General features: G+C 56.0%; 1 pseudogene. It reads left to right on the forward strand.

The window, feature by feature from the left end:
- Positions 1-156: 156 nt before the first annotated feature.
- Positions 157-627, forward strand: a pseudogene (locus DVK01_RS21070) (hypothetical protein); the annotation flags it as partial.

Genomic DNA, 627 nt, shown 5'->3' on the forward strand with positions numbered 1-627 from the left:
TTGCAACCAGTCACCCCCGCAGATCGCAGGGGTAACTGATACCTGTGCCCCTCCGATACTACGGGCTACCTACGATCTCAGGTGGCACATCAGTGGCCATCGCACATAGGTTTTGCTCATATCGGTAGGGAATGCGATTATACACATAACCTACATATGGGTTACACCCGAGCGGAACGCCAAATCCGCACAGAGAAGAACCGTGTTCAAAACATCGACGAACTCGTCCACATCTCACACGGGATGTGGGATCACGAGTTTGGGCCGGCCAGCGACGGCATCCCCCACAAAGATGCCGAGGATGAGTTGGATATCGATCTGGAGACCGACACCCGCCGTTCCTTCGAGCACTTAGTGGACGCGGATATGCTCGAAAAAATCGACAAACCGGGTGCACCGGGTCGCTACACAGTTGCTGACTGGCGTGAGGGGAATGACGCGTTCGTCATGGGGGCAGTTCCAGAGGCTGCTCAGCAGGGTATCGAGAATCTGATCGGGCACATCCATGACGACGACCCGGCATCGGGCGATGACTCTCCGGTAGTGGCAGACGGAAGTGGGACGACTGTTCGAAGCGTTGTCGCATCCGAGTTCAACGTCATGCCGGAGACCCTAGAGAAAACACTA

Origin of the sequence: Haloarcula sp. Atlit-120R, assembly GCF_003665885.1 — an archaeon.
Classification (GTDB): domain Archaea; phylum Halobacteriota; class Halobacteria; order Halobacteriales; family Haloarculaceae; genus Haloarcula; species Haloarcula taiwanensis.